The sequence below is a fragment of the Verrucomicrobiota bacterium genome, assembly GCA_027622555.1.
Classification (GTDB): domain Bacteria; phylum Verrucomicrobiota; class Verrucomicrobiia; order Opitutales; family UBA2995; genus UBA2995.
The window spans coordinates 23,785-45,311 of record JAQBYJ010000013.1; the positions used below are offsets into that span (position 1 = coordinate 23,785).

Annotated in this window: 18 protein-coding genes and 1 pseudogene; 15 read left to right on the forward strand and 4 right to left on the reverse strand. The window is 47.4% G+C overall.

The window, feature by feature from the left end; all coding sequences use genetic code 11:
* Positions 1 to 139 precede the first annotated feature (139 nt).
* Positions 140 to 1,093 carry a sugar phosphate isomerase/epimerase gene (locus tag O3C43_05480; GenBank protein ID MDA1065935.1) on the forward strand — a complete coding sequence of 318 codons (954 nt, stop codon included), beginning with the start codon at positions 140 to 142 and terminating at the stop codon, positions 1,091 to 1,093.
* Between the two features lie 45 nt (positions 1,094 to 1,138).
* Here the strand turns inward: O3C43_05480 and O3C43_05485 are convergent, their stop codons facing one another.
* Positions 1,139 to 2,278: a galactose mutarotase gene (locus O3C43_05485; protein ID MDA1065936.1), complete on the reverse strand. Its 1,140-nt coding sequence runs from the start codon at positions 2,276 to 2,278 to the stop codon at positions 1,139 to 1,141.
* Positions 2,271 to 2,639: a VOC family protein gene (locus O3C43_05490; protein ID MDA1065937.1), complete on the reverse strand. Its 369-nt coding sequence runs from the start codon at positions 2,637 to 2,639 to the stop codon at positions 2,271 to 2,273. The genes O3C43_05485 and O3C43_05490 overlap by 8 nt, the downstream gene beginning before the upstream one ends.
* Positions 2,640 to 2,758: 119 nt before the next feature.
* Between O3C43_05490 and O3C43_05495 the strand changes: the two genes are divergently transcribed.
* A complete protein-coding gene (locus O3C43_05495) occupies positions 2,759 to 3,226 on the forward strand; it encodes a hypothetical protein (protein MDA1065938.1) in 468 nt (155 codons plus the stop codon).
* On the opposite strand, the gene O3C43_05500 is transcribed toward O3C43_05495, so the two are convergent.
* Positions 3,208 to 5,751, reverse strand: coding sequence for a PQQ-dependent sugar dehydrogenase (locus O3C43_05500; GenBank protein ID MDA1065939.1), 2,544 nt, complete (start codon positions 5,749 to 5,751; stop codon positions 3,208 to 3,210). The two genes, O3C43_05495 and O3C43_05500, sit on opposite strands and share 19 nt — an antisense overlap.
* Before the next feature lie 192 nt (positions 5,752 to 5,943).
* On the opposite strand from O3C43_05500, the pseudogene O3C43_05505 reads away from it, so the two are divergent.
* The 6 genes and pseudogenes from O3C43_05505 (at position 5,944) to O3C43_05530 (ending at position 12,156) form a co-directional block, all read left to right on the forward strand.
* A pseudogene (locus O3C43_05505) lies at positions 5,944 to 6,150 on the forward strand (YHYH protein).
* 114 nt (positions 6,151 to 6,264) lie between these two features.
* The gene (locus O3C43_05510; GenBank protein ID MDA1065940.1) at positions 6,265 to 7,293 is read left to right on the forward strand and encodes a DUF3500 domain-containing protein; all 1,029 of its coding nucleotides are present in this window, start codon (positions 6,265 to 6,267) and stop codon (positions 7,291 to 7,293) included.
* Between the two features lie 46 nt (positions 7,294 to 7,339).
* A complete protein-coding gene (locus O3C43_05515) occupies positions 7,340 to 7,606 on the forward strand; it encodes a hypothetical protein (GenBank protein MDA1065941.1) in 267 nt (88 codons plus the stop codon).
* 141 nt (positions 7,607 to 7,747) lie between these two features.
* Positions 7,748 to 8,674, forward strand: coding sequence for a cysteine synthase A (cysK, locus tag O3C43_05520; GenBank protein MDA1065942.1), 927 nt, complete (start codon positions 7,748 to 7,750; stop codon positions 8,672 to 8,674).
* A gap of 42 nt (positions 8,675 to 8,716) precedes the next feature.
* A complete protein-coding gene (locus O3C43_05525; GenBank protein ID MDA1065943.1) occupies positions 8,717 to 10,273 on the forward strand; it encodes a nitrite/sulfite reductase in 1,557 nt (518 codons plus the stop codon).
* A 2-nt stretch (positions 10,274 to 10,275) separates the two neighbouring features.
* The gene (locus tag O3C43_05530; GenBank protein ID MDA1065944.1) at positions 10,276 to 12,156 is read left to right on the forward strand and encodes an FAD-dependent oxidoreductase; all 1,881 of its coding nucleotides are present in this window, start codon (positions 10,276 to 10,278) and stop codon (positions 12,154 to 12,156) included.
* Positions 12,157 to 12,228: 72 nt separating this feature from the next.
* On the opposite strand, the gene O3C43_05535 is transcribed toward O3C43_05530, so the two are convergent.
* Entirely contained in the window at positions 12,229 to 13,314 is a 1,086-nt protein-coding gene (locus O3C43_05535) for an exosortase/archaeosortase family protein (protein ID MDA1065945.1), read from the reverse strand.
* Positions 13,315 to 13,559: 245 nt separating this feature from the next.
* Between O3C43_05535 and O3C43_05540 the strand changes: the two genes are divergently transcribed.
* The 7 genes from O3C43_05540 to O3C43_05570 are packed head-to-tail and all read left to right on the forward strand — an operon-like array spanning position 13,560 to position 21,520.
* Positions 13,560 to 14,066: an HIT domain-containing protein gene (locus tag O3C43_05540; protein ID MDA1065946.1), complete on the forward strand. Its 507-nt coding sequence runs from the start codon at positions 13,560 to 13,562 to the stop codon at positions 14,064 to 14,066.
* 2 nt (positions 14,067 to 14,068) lie between these two features.
* The gene (locus O3C43_05545; GenBank protein MDA1065947.1) at positions 14,069 to 15,040 is read left to right on the forward strand and encodes a PhoH family protein; all 972 of its coding nucleotides are present in this window, start codon (positions 14,069 to 14,071) and stop codon (positions 15,038 to 15,040) included.
* Positions 15,041 to 15,064: 24 nt separating this feature from the next.
* Positions 15,065 to 17,431, forward strand: coding sequence for an HDIG domain-containing protein (locus O3C43_05550; protein MDA1065948.1), 2,367 nt, complete (start codon positions 15,065 to 15,067; stop codon positions 17,429 to 17,431).
* Positions 17,432 to 17,468: 37 nt separating this feature from the next.
* On the forward strand, positions 17,469 to 17,855 hold the full coding sequence (gene ybeY, locus O3C43_05555) for an rRNA maturation RNase YbeY (GenBank protein ID MDA1065949.1): 387 nt from the start codon (positions 17,469 to 17,471) through the stop codon (positions 17,853 to 17,855).
* Positions 17,848 to 18,552 carry a DUF502 domain-containing protein gene (locus O3C43_05560; protein ID MDA1065950.1) on the forward strand — a complete coding sequence of 235 codons (705 nt, stop codon included), beginning with the start codon at positions 17,848 to 17,850 and terminating at the stop codon, positions 18,550 to 18,552. Before ybeY ends, O3C43_05560 begins: the two co-directional genes overlap by 8 nt.
* Positions 18,553 to 18,555: 3 nt before the next feature.
* On the forward strand, positions 18,556 to 19,167 hold the full coding sequence (locus tag O3C43_05565; protein ID MDA1065951.1) for a recombination protein O N-terminal domain-containing protein: 612 nt from the start codon (positions 18,556 to 18,558) through the stop codon (positions 19,165 to 19,167).
* A gap of 16 nt (positions 19,168 to 19,183) precedes the next feature.
* On the forward strand, positions 19,184 to 21,520 hold the full coding sequence (locus tag O3C43_05570; GenBank protein MDA1065952.1) for a PD-(D/E)XK nuclease family protein: 2,337 nt from the start codon (positions 19,184 to 19,186) through the stop codon (positions 21,518 to 21,520).
* Positions 21,521 to 21,527 lie beyond the last annotated feature (7 nt).

A 21,527-nucleotide genomic window follows, 5' to 3' on the forward strand; every position in this document is an offset into this window, starting at 1 on the left:
TCGTTTTTTGAAACTTTGAAACCGTCGATCTCCGGATCGGCGGTTTTTTGTATGTGAGTGTTCCCTGATAGCCAAAGAATCTGGACACCAGGGAAACAAATAGAAACGCTGAAATTTTACCCTGAATCACATTCACCCTATGATCAAAACCACCTCTCGAAGACATTTCATCGGAACGGTCACCACAGCAGCCATTGGTGCCGGTATTTTGAATACAACTCAATCAGCTTCAGCCATGCACCACGAAACTCCCATGTCCAACTTTAAATACTGCCTAAACATGAGCACCATCCGTGGCCAAAATCTCGGGTTGGTTAAAGAAATAGAAGTAGCAGCCAAAGCCGGTTATTCAGCCGTCGAACCCTGGATACGAACCATTCGCACATACGTCGATGAAGGAGGCTCGTTGAAAGACCTCAAGAAACGCATAGATGACCTGGGACTCACCGTAGAAAGTGCAATCGGATTCGCTGGCTGGATCGTCGACGATCCAACGGAACGTGCCAAAGGCTTGGAAGAGGCCAAGAGCGATATGGACCTGCTTGCACAAATTGGCGGGAAACGACTTGCGGCTCCTCCCAAAGGAGCAACCAAGGAAGCGGGACTCGATTTAATATCAGCCGCTGAACGTTATCGGGTGCTTCTTGAACTCGGAGATGAAATGGGCGTCGTACCACAAGTCGAAGTTTGGGGTTTCTCCAAGAACTTACATCGACTGGGGCAAGCCGTGTTCGTCGCCATCGAAAGTGGGCATCCCAAAGCCTGTGTCTTGCCGGATATTTATCACATTTACAAAGGAGGCTCCGATTTTACCGGGCTGAAGATGCTGAGCAAATCTTCCGTGCACGCCTTTCACATCAACGACTATCCAGGTAATCCTCCCTGGGAAACGATTGGAGACAAAGACCGTGTCTACCCGGGAGATGGGATCGCCCCGATGGGTGAAATTATGAGGACTTTGGCCACTATCAACCCTGACATGGTTTTCTCATTAGAACTGTTTAATCCCGTTTATTGGGAGCAAGACGCACTCGAAGTTGCCAAAACCGGACTGATAAAAATGAAAGAGCAAGTCGCCAAAGCGCTAGGGTAACGAATCCTCCTCGTCCTCCTACTTCATCTCCAGCTTTGTATTTCCTCAGCGTGCGCTAAATTTGAAAACCGTTGTAGATTTAAAAACGTCTCCTGCTCTTAAGACCGTTGAAGGAAAATCCGGGTGATTAGGCGAATCAGGATAATGTTGAGTTTCCAGGCAAAATCCACTCCTTGGCTGGTAGGCAACATCACCCTTACCGATAATATTCCTCATGCCGTTGGCGGTATAAAACTGAACACCTGGCTGGTCGGTAAACGCTTCCATAACACGGCCACTGGTAGGTTCATAGACAGTAGCGAAAAGCTCCACTCGATCGGTTGTTTTCTTGATGACATAATTATGGTCATACCCGCGTCCCAATCTGAGTTGCGCATTTTCATCGTCAATGCGCTCACCGATACGTTTGGGAGTATTAAAGTCAAAAGGCGATCCAGCGACAGGCACAAATCTACCGGTTGGTATTAGCCCGGGTTTAACTTCGGTTAAGGTATCGGCCTCCAACTGCATCTCGTGATTAAGCACGTTACCATCGCCTCCCCCGATAAGATTGAAATAGGAGTGATTGGTGAGGTTTATGACTGTGGTCTTTTCGGTTGTGGCAAAATAATCGATCTTCAGGGCGTTATCGTTCGTCAATCGGTAGGTGACCGAAACGTTAACCGGACCAGGATAACCATCCATTCCATCGGCATGAATGTAATCGAGCTTCAGATACGCCGTGCCCTGCTCCACTCCGGATTCACCTTTCCATACAACCTGGTCTAAACCCACCGAACCACCATGCATATGCACGGGAACTTGTCCGGGCTGTTCTCGCACAAATAATTGCACGTGCTTACCATCCAATTCGACCAGTCCGGTTTCAATCCGGTTGGCATAGAGTCCAACGATAGCCCCGAAGAGCGGGTTGCGTTCCACATACTTATCAAGTGAAGAATAACCCAGAACAACATCCTCCAAAACCCCATCCCGATCAGGAGTAGTCAAAGAAACAACAATCCCGCCGTAGTTCGTAATTTGCGCCTGCATCCCGGAGCTGTTAGTCAAAGTATAAAGTGTCACTTCTTCTCCACTGGGCAAAGAGCCCCATACTTTTTCACTGACTTCTCCTGGCGGCATGCAAGCGGATTGGCTAGCCCATACCAAGCCAAATACGAAGAGCAAGGTGAGTATCCTAAACATCTAACTGAGTCAGCTCGACTACATGGCCATCGGGATCGTTTAAAAACAACTGGAGCGGGCCATCCGGTCGAAACCTCGGACCTTCGTAAGTTATCCCCAAAGAATCGAGGTGAGCCTTGGCTTGTGCCATATCGGGGACGCGGTAGGCGGTATGGCGCTCCAAAGGTACTGTATAAGAACCACCTTCTTTACAGATCAAATGCAGCTCCTGATCCGGACCAATTTGAAACCAGGCTCCAGCGAAATTAAAATTGGGTCTTCCGATTTCTTTAAGCTGAAGCACGTCGCGGTAAAACGCGACACTACGTTCGACATCGGCCACATGAATGGCAGTGTGATTGAGTTGATTGATGCTAATCATTCCAGAAGTAGAGAAAGTTCAAGGTTGAAGGATTAAAATTGAAGCATTTGCTGCGATCCAGAGAAAAGACGGTTATTTCCTCCCAGGCAAAAACAAAGTAACAACTTGTTCCAGGATTTATGCAAAAAAAACCCAACAACAATTTTATGACGGTTTCCGGAAAGATAGTTCGGGGCCATGGCGTCGTATCGGGTCAGTCAAAAACAAGTCCTTACGAGGGTGGATCCTTGCGCATGCAACTACCTTTTTTTGAAAAGCTGAAAATACCTCTGGCCGGATTTTTTCTCGGGTCCATCAACGTGGACCTGTCACCAAACTCCTTCAAATTAATTGACTGGGATTATGAAGCCCGCCAGATCAGTTGGACCGACTTCATTCCACCCGAAGATTTTCTTTTCAGTCACTGTAAAATTAACCACCACAACACTCTGATAAATGGGTTGGTGTATTACCCGTCCCCGGAAACCAAAGTGGAGAACTTTCACAATGCCAACATCGTGGAAATCCTGGCCCCTCGAATCGTTTCGTTAAAATACGGAGATGAAATAGAACTCCTTTTGAATCCCGATCACTGCTCGGTGACTTGAAGCCTGAAAAAAGTATCGGTGCTGATAGATCCGGTAAGATGAATGGAGGCAATAAGTTCTTCACCAATTGAAAATGGATTTCCGCCGACAGGCCAGATTTCCCAGGATTTCAGATCAGTGCTTATTTCAACCTTATAAGTTCGATTTTGGGTAACGGGGATTTGAAGACTTACCTGATGGTTCTCTACCTTAGCTTCCATTTTCCAAAAGCTTTCCGGGTCCAACGCATCAGTCGAAACCAGGAATTCAAAGTCATTAGATGCTCCGTCGCGATCCGGATCCGAATTGCCGCTGGCATCCAACGACTCCGGGTTCGTAAAGGTGTCGTTTTGCCAGTTAAGAAAGCCGGTGGACACGGAATCAATCCATTCTCTGATTAAGTCGATCCCTGACTGGTCGATTTCGTTGGTCCCTATATTCGGCATGCGTAAAAACCCATGGGTTTCGCTGATCCGACTCAAAAGAACAGATAAATTTGAATCGCCCGGAACAACCAGGCGGCGATCGTCGTTTCCGCCGTCATTGAGCGGAACACCATTTATTAAGCCCGTCTCCAACAGGCCGATGTGTGGGCGCGCGTCCCACGAGGTGGAAGCAACTGCTCCCGGTTGATGGCAGGATATACAATTAACCGCCAGGTAGGATCGGACGCGTGCCAATTGCGATGCTGCAGAATTATCAGCGGAAAAATAAACGGGAAGTCCATCGATATCATCCAACTGGGTATCCAGAATTTGGATGTCGCTCAAATACTGTAACAAGTTTCGCTCTTGTCCTTCTATTTCTTGTTCACGATTTAATTGACGTGCGTTGAAGCTGAGCGCGTATCCGGCGGCGGCCGTGTGGCATTGAAGACATTCCTGCCGACTGGGAATACGCCAGGTTTGAGATACTGTTTGCCCGTCCACCTCAACCTCATAGTCGATATCAATACCTGCTTCTTCGACCAGGGTCGCTTCCGTTCCGGATTCGTTCCAGCGATAACTAAGTCCGTAAACGCTCTGGGCGGTTTTTACCAAAAAACGAGTTTCGACACGAACGACTGACTCAGGATTCCCGCGTTCAAGAGGCAACTCAAAATGTTTTATCCAGATCGTTCCTTGGGGCAATCCCCAGTTGTTGTTCAGGCTGTAAGCTATCTGAGCATCTGGCACCGACACCCATCGGGATTTGTCAGCGTGGTCGGACCAAAATGAAACATTCGGCTCATAGGGAAAAATACCATCCTCAGGCTCAAGCGTTGAAAGAGATTTAAAGGCACCTGTTTCAGAAAGCGTCGCAGGAAAGCTGGGTTGTTCACCGCCATTGCCACGGATCAGCCGGCGTATGCTTCCATCACCACCCGAAATCAGAACATCTCCGTTTGAAGGATCGATCCCGTATTCGTAATGACTCCCATAAGAGGTGATTTGAATTCGATCGTAGCTGCCATCTTTAGGATCCTCGATCAATGCCCATATCCGCCCACTCCCATAATCCCCAAAAATATAGGCACCATCCAGTTCAGGAAGTCGCGTTCCTCTATAAACCACGCCTCCGGTAATCGACTGACCATCACTTCTCGGATAATCGTGGATCGGATCGAGTAATTCACCAAATGCAGGCGGAGGGGTTAAGTTTCCAGGGCCGTTATTAAACGCAATAAATCCTTCACGAATGGCCCAACCATAATTGCCTCCTTTGACTATGATATCCACTTCTTCACGACTACCCTGCCCGACATCTCCGACAAAGAGTCGACCCGTAGGATTGTCGAAGGCCATTCGCCAGGGGTTCCGTAGTCCGATGGCGTAAAATTCAGTGCGAAGATTCGAGTCTGGATTGGATCCAGCCTGCTGCCATTGTGAAACCAAAGGATTGTCGAACGGCACGCTATAAAACGCCTTACCATCGTTACCTCTGGGAACCGCAGGATGATTCGTTGGCTCAACGTTTCCATCCAATTTGTCCACATCGATTCTGACAATCCCAGCGAAAAAATCTTTATCTACCTTCTGGCTGTTATCGTATGTATCGTTTGCTCCCCCTTCATCACCCAAAGAAACATAAAGATAACCATCCGGCCCAAAATGTACATCACCTCCATTGTGGTTACTCGCATCATCCACCTGATCGAAATAAATAATTTCCGAGGCCGGATCGGCAGTAATGGGATCATCACTTGTTATGAGGAAACTGGATACGCGATTGCGGAGTCCGCCAAGTTGATTATGGCAGTAGAAAACAAAGATCCGTTTATTCTCCGGATAGTCAGGATGAAAAGCCAGTCCAAGCAAACCGTTTTCCCCACCCGAATTTACCGACCGACTATTTCGAATATCCAGTACAAATTCAGGCTGAATAATATTGTTTCCCAAATCAGTGATCACTCGAATCCGCCCTGCCCTCTCATTCACAAAAAGCTGATTCGTCTCCCCCGGAGGACTCGCCAACGCAATAGGTCCGTTAAACTGACTCCAAGCCAGCTCGAGCTGATAGTCACCTGTGGGTAGACTGGTCGGGAATGAAAGTGTGGAATTTATCAATCTTTGGCCAGCCACTTCGTACACAAGCACTAAACACAGCCCTATTAGCAACAAGGGACCTTTGAGTTGATTTTGCATACGAATACGACAATTCAGCGGATGTGACGGGCAAGCTGAATGGTTTACGTCCAATGGCACAACATTTGCAAATCGTTTACATAGACACATTGCTCAGATTCTATGTTTTGCGCATTTATACAGGATTTTGATTATGTCGAAGGTCATGGGGACCTTGATGAATGCAACGGCCGCTTCGGGGTAACCCTTGAATATCCCGAAGGCATCTACCACTATTATCTAACCGACACCTATCCGTTCATTCCGCGTTTTACAAAAGGGAGTCCAGATCCAAGTTTTGATCGCAGAACTCAACATGGTCGGGTCAGCGGATTGCGGTAATCACATCTGTGGTTGCCTATTTTTTTAGTTCCCTTCCGAAAAACAGCAGCGTCAAAAACAGAAGTTTCATTCCTTGCGTTCTAAGTTGGGAAACGTAGGATTTCTACTTTCCCTATGAAAAATAAAATCTACCTCCCGATCGTTCTCGCCTTAATTATAACTATTTCATCGACGGTATCTTTTGCAGCTGTCGACGCTGTCGTGCAAGACATGCAAAAAGCCGCTAATGAATTTCTTGATTCATTGTCCGATGAGCTCCGGTTAAAAGCCACCTATCCGCTCGAGGATGCAGAACGGATGAATTGGCATTTCGTGCCCAAGACAGGTGAACGGAAAGGGGTGGATCTCCGAGATCTGAACATGGTTCAGGAATTGAAATTGGCTGAACTGCTGGCTGCCAGTTTCAGTGCGCTCGGACACGAAAAGGTTCAAAAGATTCAAGGACTTGAGTCGGTGCTCTACGTTATGGAGAAGGCGGATCATCGAGACCCCGAACTCTACTACACGACAATATTTGGAACACCTTCTGCCACCGGAAGCTGGGGTTGGAGGTTTGAAGGGCATCATCTTTCTCAGAACTTCACCGTCTCGCACGGAAAACTCCTAGCCAATTCACCGAGTTTCTGGGGAGCCAATCCCGCTAAAGTCCCTGTTGGTCCTACCACCGGTCAACGCACACTTAAGGGTGAAGAAGATACCGCACGTTCTTTTGTTCGGTCGCTTAGCAAAAAGCAGCAAGCAATCGCGATCATCGCAGATGACGCCCCCAAGGACATTTACAGCGGTGCTGAAAAAGAGATCAGTCCACTCAGCCCTCCGGGAATCAAGGTTTCTCAGTTGGAGAAGTCACAAATTTTTGGACTTACACGAATTATTCAGGAATACCTTTCCAACATGCCAGCTGATGTGGCTTCCGACCGGTGGCAGAAGCTTAGCAAAGCAGGTCTCGAGAATATCACTTTTGCATGGGCAGGAACCACCGAGCCGGAAAACAAACACTACTACCGCGTTCAAGGGCCGACCTTCCTCATCGAATACGATAATGTTCAGAATGAGGGAAATCACATCCATGCTGTTTGGCGTGATTTCGATGGAGATTTCGGAAGAGACATTCTTAGAGAACATCACGGACACAGCCATTAGCAGCCGCTGATTTGGAATAGTCTAAGCGCAGAATCGTCCCAATTGCATGCGACGATTCTGCCTTCATTTACTCATACTTGGGTCCATTATTTTTTCCACCTTTGCTGGCCTACGTGGCGAGGAATCCATCGAGTTTCAAAGCACTGAAGAACAAGCCCATGAGACTTTCAAAGCAAACAACAATGATTGGACAACAAGTCTCCCCGATTTTGAAAGAATTGAGGGCGGGCGTTACGCCGTCGCTCTGTTTGTGACTGAACAAGGTTCCCAGACTCCGATCCAGGCAACCGGCACCTGGCTGACCAAGGAGTGATACCTCAAATCCCGATTCGATTGGATAATTGAAAATCGGGATTTCTACTTGATATTACCTAGACGATAGGCATTTTAGTCGCTTTTGGGAGTAAGACTATTCTATGTAAATTGGGTCCTAAACCACAAAAGGATTTTTAAGATGCCTATTTACAACAATTTATGTGAAATGATCGGCAATACGTCGATGGTTCATTTGTCCAAGTTCAGCGAAGGTTTACCGGGTCATATCATTGGTAAATTAGAGGGTTACAATCCCGGCTGGTGCGTAAAAGACCGGATTGGGCTGTCCATGATTGAAACGGCCGAGAAAGATGGAAGCCTGAAACAAGGTGGAACCATCGTCGAACCAACCTCCGGAAACACCGGAATCGGGCTGGCTTTGACCGCGGCAGTTAAGGGGTACAAAATCATTCTGACGATGCCATCCTCAATGAGTGTTGAGCGCCGCAAAATGCTTATCAATCTGGGCGCACAACTGGTTCTAACAGATGCCGACCTGGGAATGCATGGGGCGATCAACGAAGCAGCATCGCTAACCGAAAAAATTCCCGGTGCCTACATGCCGCAACAATTTGACAATCCAGCGAACCCAAGAATCCATTACGAAACCACCGGACCCGAAATCTGGCGCGACTCCGATGGCAAGGTGGATATATTTATAGCAGGTGTCGGAACCGGTGGGACCATTTCGGGTGCCGGCAGATATTTAAAAGAGCAAAACCCAGACATTAAGGTAATTGCTGTCGAACCGGAAGAATCGCAGGTTCTCAGCGGAGGCAAAAAAGGACCGCACATGATTCAGGGGATCGGTGCAGGATTCATACCTGGGGTTTACGATGGTGAGGTGGTCGACGAGGTTATCGCAATCGACAGCCACGAAGCTATCAAAACCGCACAAAAACTTGGCCTCACTGAAGGTTTGTTGGTCGGCATCTCATCGGGAGCAGCAGCCCTCGCAGCTTACCGGGTAGCAAGCCGCCCGGAAAACAAAGGCAAAAACATTGTAGTCATGCAACCGGACACAGGTGAGCGCTACATTTCAACTCTACTATTTTACCACGACTAAACCACAATCCTCCGCGAGAATCGCGGAATACCATTTTAAATTATGCAGTGGACCTTAGGTAAACGACTCGTCAGCGAAGACGAAATCATCAAGGAAACAGGACTCTTCCTGGATTATGACGAAATCGCCCGAAAAGGGACGATGACGGCTGAAGAGAAAAATATCTCCAAATGGTATGGGATCTACAGCTCCCGTCAGGCAGGTAACCACATGGCACGCATTGTCGTCCCGGGTGGAGTAATGACTACCAGTCAGGCGCGCAGGATTTGTAAGACCGCCGAAAATTATGCGCAGGGAAAGCTGGCGATCACGACCCGCCAATGCATTCAGTTACATTGGCTAAAAACCCCTTCGCTTTCAGATATGATTCGTGGTCTGGCTTCAGATTCACTATCCACATTCCACGGCTGTGGCGATGTCAGTCGAAACGTAGCTGCTTGTCCACTGGCCGAGACCTGTAAATACAAACGTTTCAACGTTTTGCCTTACGCAAAAGAAACCGCCCGCGTCCTCACGGAAATGCGTGATTTGGACAACTTGCCACGCAAATTCAAGATCACCTTTTCAGGATGTGGAGCAGGCTGTGCCCAACCCTACATCAATTGCATAGGTATCGTTTCAGTCGTGCGAAAAGGAGCAGACGGCCAGAATGAGAACGGATTTAAAGTAATTATCGGTGGAGGAATGGGCTGGGCACCATTTATCGGTAAAGAGCTGTTCTCGTTTGTCCCGCCTGAAAGGATAGTAAAGGTCAACCGAGCTATCGCCCTACTCTTCCGTGATCACGGCGATCGCCGAGACCGTACGATGTCTCGCCTGAAATTCGTCGTTTTCCGCCAAGGAATCGACGAGTGCCGTCGAATAGTCCTTGAGAACCTGGAAAAGGAAGGCGTTTCCACCGCAGGCATTGAAACTGGCGAATTTGAAGAAACAGGACTTGAATACCCAGAACGACCCCTGCTTGAGCAAAACCCAGTCGGAACGGATGGAAGAGTGACCGTCCGCGCGATGATCCCCAAAGGTGAGCTGACTCATTCGAAATTTAAAAGGATGGCCGAGCTCGCTGAGATCTATGGTAACAAACGTATTTACTTAACCAATCGTCAAAACATCGAAATCCACCGGGTGAAGCCCGCGAAGGTCGATGAAATTATTGCGGAAATTCAGAAAATTGGGTTCAGCACCGATGGTTTCTTCGGATTGCGAGACATTGTTCCCTGCGTCGGAACCACCTATTGCCCCAAAGCGGTAACAGAAACCCGCTCTCTTTACGATACGTTGATGCCCATAGTCAGCCAGGAGAAATACAGCGAAATCTGGGACAAGGCTATTATCAACATAACCGGATGCCCAAACAGCTGCTCACCGTACCGCATAGCTGATATCGGTTTCCGCGGAATGCGAATTCGCGAACGACTGGGATCAACCGAAGCGTACGAAATGAGAATCGGTGGAGAACACGATCGACTGGCGAAAAAGCTTGGAGAATTTAAGAAAGACGATTGCCCAAGGGTATTGGAAAAGATTCTTGATACCTTTTTAAGGGTGCGCCAAGGAGATGAAACTTTAGCCGCATGCGTTCAACGCATGGGATTCTAATCATGGACGACGACAAATCACTCAACGAATTTATTAAGGCCATCGAAGACCTTAATATTTCCTATGACATGGCGCCGAATCCTCAGGAGCATTCGGTATTCACGGGAGCTGCCAACGAGCCGTTGGATTTCAAGACGTATGCGAAAGACGTCCCCTGCCAAGAGGCTTGCCCTGCCAAAACAAACGTCCCCGCTTATATCGAAGCCATCGCGAAAGGCGATCCAGACAAGGCGTACCTGATTAATCAGGAAGACAACGTATTTTCCGGAGTTCTAGGTCGCGTATGCTCACGTCCATGTGAAGATGCGTGCCGTCATAATTGGACGGGAACATCAGGCCCTGTTCACATTTGTCACCTCAAGCGTTCCGCATCCGATAATAAGGAGAATCCACCAAAACCATTACCAGGTTGGTTTGAAGAAACAGGTAAACGAATTGCAATCATCGGTGGTGGACCAGCAGGATTGACAGCGGCCCGCGAACTTAAACGCTACGGCCACAGCGTGACTATATTTGAGCGTGACAGCATGCTCGGCGGAATGATGGTTCAAGGTATTCCCATTTTCCGACTTCCGCGCGACACAGTTAAAGCTGAGGTAAACGCAATTATCGAGAGTGGGATCGACGTGCAGTATAACACCTCCGTGGATGCGGAGAAGATGCAGGAGATCATCGACGATTACGATTCAGTTCTTGTCGCCGTCGGAGCTGTCCACCCATCAAATTTAAAGCTACCGGGCCTATCCGGCGATGGTCACACCATCTCCGGGCTAAAGTTCATGTACGATTACAACATGGGCAATATTGGTGAGATGAAGGGCAAACACGTAATAATCGTTGGGGGTGGATTTACAGCGGTCGATTGCGGACGTTCTTGCGCACGTGCTGCCAAACGTCTGGTGGGCGAAGAAGGAAGTGTCGCCATCATGTATCGTAGGACCGAAGCCCAGATGTCGGCCGATCCCGACGAAATTAATCAGATGCGCCTGGAGGAAATCGAAGTCGAATCTTTGATGAATCCTATTTCGGCCCGCACCGAGAATGGGAAGCTCGTTGGTGTCACATTCCAACGAAACTCACTCGATGATTCTGTGGCCGACGGAGGCAAGCCAAGGGTTCACGCCATCGAAGGCACTGAAGAAGAATATCCTTGTGACCTACTGATCATGGCTATCGGCCAGACACGCGAACTCAAGATTCTTCCTGAAGGTGTTACCCATTCTGAAGGACACGAAACGTCACACGAGAAAGTATACGTGGCCGGTGACTTCAATTATGGAAGTTTTGATGTGATAACCGCCGTTGCAGACGGAAAGGCTGTCGCCGATAAAATCGACCTCCAATTAATGGGGATGCAAAGAAGGAAAGAGCATATTGGTATTACGATGATGGATACCAATGGCGAAACGGGACGTGTTAGAGATCACGACATTCAGTTCCCTGTCGAAATGCCAAAGCTACCTTTGTTTGAGCGTGACGGGACTGCAGAAGTAGAGTTGGGCCATAATGACGACGGGACATTGCTCCACGCAACTCGTTGTTATTTTTGTCATTACAAATTTGAGATCAACCAGGACGCCTGTATTCATTGTGACTGGTGTATTGCTGTTGCTCCGCGTGATTGTATCAATCGAGTTTCCCAATTATTCGCTGATGAAGACGGTGCCGTGACTTCAAGCCTCGAATCAAATCTGGCAAGTGAAACAACTTACATTTGGATCGACAGCGACGAGTGCATTCGGTGTGGCAAGTGCTTACGCATTTGTCCAACCGGCGCTATTACAATGCGCAAATCAGAACGTTGCGGTTGTTCATCCGAAGAGCTTGAAGAGAAGCAAAAAGAAAATGTGCCTTACGGCGTGGTGAAGTACGATAAGTACTAAGTTCGAAAGCCGGAGTACACATTGTTAGATTTTTGATCCAACGTGCTGGAGCCAGCTTGGTAAGTTCCGCCACTAATGCTCCTTCCCACTCCCAACGGCGATCTGAATATTCATAATCGGTATCAAAAGTAGAAGCATGATACTGGTCAGTCCCAGCACAAAATAACCTGCCACGTCGTGGACAAAGCCGCTTATAGCATCAGGACCATAGGTGTAAGCCCAAGCGGTCAGGAAGACGCTTCGCATTAAGTTCGTCACAAATGCAAAGCACATTGCAAATACAACAAGTAGTACTTTCTTGACTGTGCTCCTAAAGAATATTGCGCCAAGGAAAGTACCTGCGAAGAGGCACCCCATTAGTGAGCGAATGCCCGAGCAGGCGTCTTCAACTCCGACGCGACCGGTAGGAAGTATAAGCGTATTGCCCTCCTGCTCCAAGGCATAACCGCCCATTTCGAAAACAAAGAAAACTACGGTCACCACTTTGTTGAGTAGAAACAAACTCAGGGCGTTTTCGATGGCGGAAACAAGCGGTGCAGAAATAATCCAAATGAAACAAGGAAACCAAAACATGAGTGTAATGGTTAAGCGTCGATTCATCATATCCGGCGCTTCCAACGGTTGGCCGATCTGATCTTTCCAGGCTTCCACAGAGTCCGGCAAGTTGATGTACACTAATGCAAAAACAACCATCCCGGCACCCACAGCGATAAACAAGGATCCCGGATGCGACGGACCCGCTCCGGCTCTGTAAAACGCTCCCAGCCCAAAGATTGCCAGACCAAGAATAAGTCCCCCATAAAAACCACCCGGGACGAACCATTTGAGAAATGGATACAGGCTGGAAGTCGCCCAATTGTAGAGGTTCGGCAAATTTATCGGTTTTTCTTCAGACTTCTGATCCGCACTTTCCAAATCCGGAGTTAACTTGCTGGAAGGAACTCCGAGCAGCGTTTTCAGCACAGGCCAACGATCCCAAATCACAACACCCACAAAAATAGGGACAAGATAACCAAACGAATAATCCTCACGTCGGCCCCACCAATACCATTGATCCCAGGCCACAAATGCCCCGAACCCACAACCCATCAGGAGGGTGTAGGAAAAAAGCGAAGGGAATCCCTTAAAACCGGGAATGTATCGATCAAGCAGGCTCATTTGAAAGGAAGGAGGAGAAAAAACCGGTTGTTAATTGAACGCAAGCCCTAGAAACCCTGTCTCACTTAGAACTTATCCCGATTCCGTTAAATAGCTTAAAATCCTTTTCCGAACTCGAATTTATCCTATAAAGTCGCGTTTCCCCAAGATGGTGCCAAGAAATAAAGAGATTGCCAGCTTCTACAATTCTTACACCTTGATCGCAATTTTCTCTGACTTCTGAGAACTCTATTTCCCGACCTAACATGCCTAATCCATACGACCAGCTTCACGCCTATTGGCGTATGGAATACATCGAAACTCCAGAAGGTCTAAAGGGCAAAAATCCGTTTGTTGAGCTGCCCAAGATCGAAAACGAGCGGGAGTCTTTGATGCTTTTTCGTGGCAACACCTGTTATTTGATCCTGAACCGCTTTCCTTACAATGCCGGGCATATACTTGTCTTACCCTTTCGTGAAGTTGGTGAGTTGGAAAATTTGACAGCTGAAGAAAGAACTGAATTTTTCGACCTGATCATTCGCGGGAAAAAAATCCTGAGCACTGCCCTCAAACCTGATGGTTTTAACATAGGCATGAATCTGGGAAGTGCGGCAGGAGCAGGAATTCCAGTGCACTTGCACGCGCACATAGTCCCACGATGGAACGGCGACACTAACTTTATGCCGGTGCTCGGACAAACGCGCGTTCTTCCAACTTCCCTCGAAGCCATGTGGGAGCGACTAAAAGAGATCAGTAACCGTCTGGAAGCTTAGTCATGATGATAATAGAAAAAACGTTTCAATTTCTGACTCCTCGAGTCGCAAGTCAATTGTACTGCGGGAAGGTAGAATATTTGAATCAAGCCGAAGATCAGCTGGGAGTTGAGTTGGTTGCACGAGATGCATGGATCCAGGCAACAGGAGAGGAGGAAGCTGTAGAAAAAGCAGACAGCTTTTTTCACTACCTGGACAAAGCGCGTGCTCAAGGTATGGAGATCAGACAATCCGACTTTTTCGGCATATTGAATCAAGTGGTTAACGGCCATACAAAAGCCCTCAAAGCGCTGATCGAAGAGCCTCTTGTTTTACAATTTCCCAAAAAGAAAGTCATCCCAAAAACGCTGAATCAAAAGCGTTACCTGGAAGCCATATTCGCAAAGGAAGTGGTATTTGGAATTGGCCCAGCTGGTACCGGAAAAACGTACCTGGCAATGGCTGCAGCCATCGACGCATTGTTGAAGGGAAACATTGAAAAAATCATTTTAACACGCCCGGCTGTGGAAGCCGGTGAAGCTCTCGGCTTTTTGCCCGGTGACCTGGAGGAAAAGATCACCCCGTATTTGAGGCCTCTTTACGATGCTATCCACGATATGCTCGGCAAAGCAAACGCAGAGAAGCTAATGGAAAAAGGCGTAATTGAAATAGCTCCACTCGCCTATATGCGAGGCCGCACACTGTCCAAGGCATTTATTATTCTGGATGAAGCCCAAAACACTTCCCCTGCACAGATGATGATGTTCCTCACACGCTTGGGAGACAACAGCCGCATGATTATTACTGGAGACATCACTCAAGTTGATTTACCGCGGAGACAAGAGTCCGGACTCCGTCAAATCACACAAATCCTGGCTCATATCCCACAAATCGAGCTTTTTTACTTTGAAAGTTTTGATGTTGTGCGTCACCCACTTGTACAAAAGATTATTGAGGCTTATGAAATGTATCGGTCGGAGGGACACGCCGGTTGATCTTTCTATTTGCCTGCTTAAACAGTGAAACTTTTCAGTAAGAGAAAGCAGCTCAAGGACAAGCCTTCGCCCTCTCGGCGAAAGCGAAGAACTCTGCGTGAAACCTGGACAAAAACCTTCCTGGCAACTAGCCCGGTAGTAACGACCGTCATACTCCTTACCTGGGTTCTGCTGACGATTGTATTGGCGTTTACTGGAGTAACACCGGCGGGGATCCAGGTCCAACGAGACCAAGTCTCGCGCGTTCGAGTGGTGGCGGAAAAGGATTTTAGTTACGAAAGCAAATTACATTCCGAACAGCGCAAGGCGCTTGAAATGCAACGAATCCCACCCGTTTACCGGTTGGATATGAAACAGTACGAGGCGTTTAGAGACCAAATCCTGGAGCTTCTGGAGGAAATCAACGCATTTGAAATTGAAATCGCCGACCTTGAGCCGGATGAAAAACTCAAGAGAGTTGAAGATTTTACCCTGGCATTTGAGGAACGTACCAAGATCCGTCTGAATGTTGAGGATGTCTTTGTTATTTTGGCCCGCACAGAAGTTGATGACCGAAAACCGTTGTTTGAGGACTCTCTTGTTTCGGTAAGGCGCATCTTGGGAGGAGGAATCTTTGATCCTACCGACGCCGTTTTGGACAAGGATCCTGAAAACCTGAATTTTATCAATGTCCAAAGAGACTCTGGACAAATTCGACGCCTTGACATTCAGAGTCAGGACACCGCCTACGGTGCAATGAAACGGGACTTTACCTACTTCGATATTTCCCAGGACCTCAACATAGTGCTCTTTCGGATTATGAGCCAAGCCATACGTCCGAATTTACGCTACGACCAAGATTTACATGAAAAAGCGCGAGAAAAGGCCGGTAAAAATGCAGAAAAGGTAAGGGTCAGTGTTGCCTCGGGTGAAATCATCATTGAACCAGGTGAAACAGTTCTGCCCTTCAAATATGAAATGCTGCTTAAATACCAAGAGTTTCTGTTAGCAGAAGACACCGTTTATGCCTTCTCACTCGGACGAAGTTTTTGGGAAAAAGCCATGGTCATATTACTGCTAGGATTTGGAGTCGTCGTTTACCTGGCCTTAGCAGGATGGTCCAGCCTGACGGATAATCGCAGAGTCAGTCTTTTATTCATAGTGATTCTTCTGAATATCGCGATTACACGACTTCTTCTGAATGCTGCTTCAAGCAATCCTGAAACGTTTGCGCTCTTGCGTTATATGATCCCTGTTTATTTGGGACCTATTTTGATTGCGCTGCTTATAAATCAAAGAGCTGCCATATTTGTGGCAGCGGTCGTTTGCTTCATCACGAGTCTGATGTTTGGCGAGTCATTTATCCTGATGTCTGCCATGTTTTTGGCCTGCCTCATAGCAGTGCTATTTTGCAAAGACGTCCGTAAACGGGGACAGATCGTACAATCGAGTATCTTTGGCGGAATAACCCTTGCCGTAGGTACCTTTATTCTAGGTATACTAAACGAGGTTGATTTGGTAACCATTGGTTGGGAAATGTTGATTTCTGTAGGGGTTGGAGCCGCTACCGGAATCCTTGTCATTGGCCTTCTTCCTTTCTTCGAAGGAATCTTTAAGCTCACGACCAATATTACTTTGCTGGAATTAACCGATTATAATCACCGGTTGTTACGACGCCTTCAACTGGAAGCTCCGGGCAGTTACCATCACTCCTTGATGGTAGCCAACCTCGCGGAAAATGGGGCATCCGCCATTGGGGCCAATCCCCTGGTCTGTCGGGTATGTTCCATCTTTCACGATATCGGCAAACTCATAAAACCGGAATACTTCGCCGAAAACCAGCGGGATGGTGATAATCCCCTTATTCTACAAAATCCCTCAATGGCAGCGTTGGTGATCAAAGCCCACGTTAAGGAAGGGGTGAACCTCGCAATACGGAACAAGCTGCCAAGAATCATCATCGATGTGATCAAGCAACATCATGGAACGTCCCTGATTACCTATTTCTACGTGCAAGCACTCAAGGGCAAAAAAGCCAAGAACGAGGTGCGGGTAGAAGAATCCACCTACCGGTACGATGGCCCGAAACCACAATTCAGGGAAAGTGCGGTGATCTTTTTCGCCGACTCGGTGGAAGCAGCAAGCAGATCCTTGAAAAAAATAACTCCTCAAAGTATCGACGAGCTTATTGACAGTATCCTTGAAGGTAAAATCGCAGACGATCAACTCAGTGAATGTCCCCTGACTTTTGAGGAAATCAAAAAACTTAAAACGAGCTTTTCCATTTCATTGTTAAACTCTCTACACAGCCGCATCGAATATCCCGATAAAGAAAAGGCACAAGCAGACGCACAAAATGCGGATCGAAAAAAAGAGAACCATTCAGATATTCAGTCCTTGCAAAGCGTTTAGATTCGGGGAGTACGAGGTGGTAGCTCTCTTTCATTTTTTGGATGAATCGGCTTCCTATCAAATTCCAGATGGAGAACTATCGATTGCATTTCTGGATGAAAAAGCACACTGTAAACTACACGCCGATTTTCTGGACGACCCGAGTCCGACTGATGTGATTACTTTCCCAGGCGACCCGGACGAAGATATGGCGGGAGAGATTTGTGTATCTGTTTGCATGGCTAGAACCTATGCAGAATCTCATGGAGAAGATTTTTCAAAAGAACTCACCTTATACTTAATTCATGGCTGGCTGCATTTAGCGGGATTTGATGACCTGACCGAAAAAGATCGCCAAGCCATGAAAAAAGAGGAGCAAGTATGTATATCGAATTTGGAAACAAATAAGCGAATTCCCTTGTTTAACTATAATTCAAATGACTGAAAAATACTCATTTCTAAGATCGCTTAGAAACGCATTCCTGACCGGATTGATCCTGCTGACGCCTCTCGGGGTTTCTATTTTTGTCTTTGAGTGGCTCGTGAACAACATCGGTGGCCGCTTCAGCAACAGATTACTTTATTTCATTCCAACGCTATGGAGGCAGAATGAGGACCTTCAACTCATCTGGAATATCCTGGCGACCATCATACTGGTTCTAGCTGTTACACTTTTGGGATATATGTCCCGGTATTTTGTTGGTAAGTGGTTCCTATCAGCGACAGAGAACATCTTAGATAAAGTCCCATTCATAAATACGGTCTACAAAACTGTAAAACAAATCGTGCAGACTTTCAGCTCTCAGCAACGTGCCGTTTTTAAGAAGACCGTTATGATCGAATATCCTCGGAAAGGAGTCTGGGTCTTGGGGTTCCTCACAAGCGAGACAAAGGGTGAAACTCAAGTAAGGACACAGCAGCAACTACGAAACATTTTCGTGCCAACGACACCCAATCCGACAAGCGGATTTCTTCTCATGATCCCCGTAGATGAAGTGCATGAACTGGATATGTCCATTGGGGATGGAATGAAAATGATCATTTCTGGCGGAGCAGTGGTGCCACCTGCCCCCATAGAAGATGCCGATCAAATAACGCTGGATATAGAATACCCCGCCAAGAAACAGATCGTGGAAACGTGATTTATGGCCGGCAATTCGGTTCAAATTTCTGGGATTATCCTTAAAAAAGAAACCTCCGGAGAGCATTTTTTTAAGCTTACCATCCTAAGCCCCGACCGCGGAAGCGTATTGGCCATGTTGCGAAGGCCCAAACGAAATTCGCGTTCACCTCTGCCAGATCTTTTTGATCTGGTTGAAATCCTGTTGGAATTAAAAGGAGAGGATGGGTTTGGATTTGTGAAAGAATTGACCATCCATAAACAACGTCGCGGACTGGCAAAGTCGTTCATCGCACTGGAACTCGCTTGTGAATGGTCCGCCATCCTGATTAACAACCTGCCACGCGAAACCGAGATGGAAAGGGTCTACCAACTTTTCACCAGAGGACTTGATGCATGGGAAAATCGGATACATCCTGAAGCCATTTTTTTTAAGAGCCTTTTTGTCTATGCCCGTGACGAGGGTTATGCGGTAAAACATGACTGGTTCGACAAACTCACACACAGCGACCGAACAGAAGTAGCCATGATAATTAACACACCCATTGCAGAACTGGAAATAGAGCCTGATCGGGTGCGGCACTGGATAGCACAACTGAAACATTACATTCAATACTATACAGATATTCTGCTTTAGAAAATAAATACATGCTATGCAGGTTGATCTGCCAAACAACACAGTAACATTGAGCGTCGGCGAGCTCGCCGATTTCAGTACGGGACCCGCTCACAGGATGAGTCGCCGATCAGGACAATGGCGAACTCAAGTGGGAGTTCAGTGGCACCAAGAACAGGAAAAAGCCTCCAAACATGCGGGAGAGAAAGGTCAATACGAAGTAAGCCTTAGAGGAGCCTGGTCTTACAAGGGATGGATATTCAATATTCAAGGACGAATCGACCAATGGATTGAGCAAGAGAAGCAAATTCTCATTCGGGAAATTAAAACAACCAGTTTTGGGCTACCGGCCGAAGTCGACGAATTGGCCGACATTTATCAATCCTATTTTGCGCAATTGGGAACTTATCTTGCGCTACTAAAACAAAGAAGAGACCAAACGCTTCCCTATACAGGTGAACTGCTCTTCATTAACATTGAGGATGGCATCCGGCAGCACGTCACTGACGATCAACTTTGCATAGATCTTTTTAACTCGCAGGTGGAGGCACTTTGGCAATTTGTTGACACTCAAAAAAACCGCCAAGCCACCTTCAAGAGCCAAAGCACGATTACGGCTTATGAGCAGCTTCGAGAAGGACAGGAAACCATTCAGGTAGATTTACAGAATGCCTGCCAGCTAAGCCCGGTCGTTTATTTCCAGGCACCTACTGGATTCGGCAAAACAGGTGTTGTCCTGGAGTACGCGCTAAACCAGGTCGTGGAGGGAGGTTTTCGACAAATCCTGTATCTTACCAGTAAGAGCAGCGGGCAACATCAGGTCATGAAACAATTCGGATCGATGTTGCCTGAAAAATCCAAACTTTCCGGACTCCAGGTTCGCAACAAAGACGAGCTCTGCAGTTCTCCCAATTGCCGGTGTGAACCAGATGACAAGCGCCTAAACGCAGGAGATCGCTGGGGCAAGTGTGGTTTGTCGCCCTACGCTTTTCTGGATAGCCCATTAGATCAGCCAAAACATTTTAGGCAGGTTGGGGAAAAGGAAATGCTGTGTCCTTATGAATTGATGAGGGCTACTCTACCCTATGCAGATCTCTGGGTGGGCGATTTGAATTACTTATTTTCGCCACGCAACCGATCTTTGTTTTTCGAACAGCCTGGCTTCGATTTATCGAAGACCTTACTCATTCTCGACGAAGCGCACAACCTGGCCAGTCGGGTTGCCGACGTTTTTTCGTACCAGGTTTCTCATAACGAAGTGGAACAATGGCATGCGGAACTGCAATTTACCAATGGTCATCCTACGGTCCGAAAAGCATTGGAATCGTGGTTGGATCTGCTGGAAAAGTTAACGTCCTCCGATCATTTGGCCGACTACATAAACTATGAAGCCCGTGACTGTGCGGAACAATTGGCAGGTGCATTACAAAAATTTCCATTACAAGGAAAGTTACTTACAGAAGAAGCAGTTCATGCGATTTGGGAACTTGGCGATACTGAGGCATTTTTTAAGAATGATCATTTGGAAAAACTGGTTTGGTGCTCAAGGCCTGGTAGCTTGAATCTAAGTTGCCTGGATGCCTCGCATGAAATCGGGTCAATACTATCCCTCTGCCGAAACACAATACTCATGTCGGCAACCCTCGAGCCACAGCCTTACTTCTTAAAGCAACATGGCCTTCCGGGAAAATCATTTAAGCCTGTTTGGGTGGAAGCGAATACTCCCTGGAGAAACAATGCCTACGACTGCGCGGTCGATTTAAGGGTCGATACACGCTACAAGACACGCGACCAACACATGTTTACGACCGCGGAGACACTCGTCCAGTGCGTCCATGCCAGCAAGGCGCCGGTGGTTACATTTTTTCCGTCTTATAAATATGCGGACAAACTAAAACAGCTGCTGGAGAATGAATTTCCTCATTTGTCGATTGCCCTTCAAAAGCGAGGAGGCACACCTGAAGAACAAACGCAGTTTATTGACGATTCCATCTCGGAAGCCGACTTGATATTTCTCATTCTGGGAAGTGGCTTTGCGGAAGGTATCGACCACCTTGGAGGACACATTGAATTGGCGGTGATTGTTGGCCCGGCATTGCCTGAGGTGAACGCTTTGCAAAATCAACGTATGGAAGACCGCAAGGCGTTAGGAAGGGATGTGGCTTTTGAAGAAGTCTACCAAATCCCGGGAATGCAGAAAATCAATCAGGCACTGGGAAGACTTGTCCGAGCGCCAGGGCAGACAGCCCGAGTTCTGTTTCATTGTAAACGTTTCGCAGAACAATCCTATATGGATCTGCTCATGGAAGACTTCCAATCTGAAAATCAGATTAAGAATGTGGAACATTTAGAGCGTTGGTTGTCCCAGGCTTGATATTTTT

Bases quoted from the DNA above. Each gene is read 5' to 3' on its own strand.
- O3C43_05480 (MDA1065935.1), top strand. From the start codon at position 140: ATGATCAAAACCACCTCTCGAAGACATTTCATCGGAACGGTCACCACA.
- O3C43_05485 (MDA1065936.1), bottom strand. From the start codon at position 2,278: ATGTTTAGGATACTCACCTTGCTCTTCGTATTTGGCTTGGTATGGGCT.
- O3C43_05490 (MDA1065937.1), bottom strand. From the start codon at position 2,639: ATGATTAGCATCAATCAACTCAATCACACTGCCATTCATGTGGCCGAT.
- O3C43_05495 (MDA1065938.1), top strand. From the start codon at position 2,759: ATGCAAAAAAAACCCAACAACAATTTTATGACGGTTTCCGGAAAGATA.
- O3C43_05510 (MDA1065940.1), top strand. From the start codon at position 6,265: ATGAAAAATAAAATCTACCTCCCGATCGTTCTCGCCTTAATTATAACT.
- O3C43_05515 (MDA1065941.1), top strand. From the start codon at position 7,340: ATGCGACGATTCTGCCTTCATTTACTCATACTTGGGTCCATTATTTTT.
- cysK (MDA1065942.1), top strand. From the start codon at position 7,748: ATGCCTATTTACAACAATTTATGTGAAATGATCGGCAATACGTCGATG.
- O3C43_05525 (MDA1065943.1), top strand. From the start codon at position 8,717: ATGCAGTGGACCTTAGGTAAACGACTCGTCAGCGAAGACGAAATCATC.
- O3C43_05530 (MDA1065944.1), top strand. From the start codon at position 10,276: ATGGACGACGACAAATCACTCAACGAATTTATTAAGGCCATCGAAGAC.
- O3C43_05535 (MDA1065945.1), bottom strand. From the start codon at position 13,314: ATGAGCCTGCTTGATCGATACATTCCCGGTTTTAAGGGATTCCCTTCG.
- O3C43_05540 (MDA1065946.1), top strand. From the start codon at position 13,560: ATGCCTAATCCATACGACCAGCTTCACGCCTATTGGCGTATGGAATAC.
- O3C43_05545 (MDA1065947.1), top strand. From the start codon at position 14,069: ATGATGATAATAGAAAAAACGTTTCAATTTCTGACTCCTCGAGTCGCA.
- O3C43_05560 (MDA1065950.1), top strand. From the start codon at position 17,848: ATGACTGAAAAATACTCATTTCTAAGATCGCTTAGAAACGCATTCCTG.
- O3C43_05565 (MDA1065951.1), top strand. From the start codon at position 18,556: ATGGCCGGCAATTCGGTTCAAATTTCTGGGATTATCCTTAAAAAAGAA.
- O3C43_05570 (MDA1065952.1), top strand. From the start codon at position 19,184: ATGCAGGTTGATCTGCCAAACAACACAGTAACATTGAGCGTCGGCGAG.